Source organism: Photorhabdus sp. RM71S, assembly GCF_042879355.1.
GTDB lineage: Bacteria > Pseudomonadota > Gammaproteobacteria > Enterobacterales > Enterobacteriaceae > Photorhabdus > Photorhabdus kayaii.
In genome coordinates, this window is the sequence record NZ_JBHFKV010000298.1 from 1 (window position 1) to 230 (window position 230).

Consider the following 230-nt stretch of genomic DNA (forward strand, 5'->3'; position numbering starts at 1 on the left):
GTCGTGGCCTATGCGTAGTGATAAATGGTAGATTTCATACGTATCTTATATTTTGCTTAGTCGCTTTTGCTGCTCTATAAGCTTCCCTATCATTGATAATACGATAGTACTTTTCATGTCCTCTGAGGCTGTCTGATAATAACGGAACAGCGTAATCTCAGGACGCTTTGAATGCTGGAGCGCAATATTAATTTCATTAACTACCGGAGTTAAATTATTCATGCCAATGG

At 38.7% G+C, this 230-nt stretch carries 1 protein-coding gene; it reads right to left on the reverse strand.

The window, feature by feature from the left end:
• Positions 1-45 precede the first annotated feature (45 nt).
• The coding region (locus ACGF5R_RS24975) for a hypothetical protein (RefSeq protein WP_387693342.1) at positions 46-230 on the reverse strand (185 nt) is incomplete at its 5' end.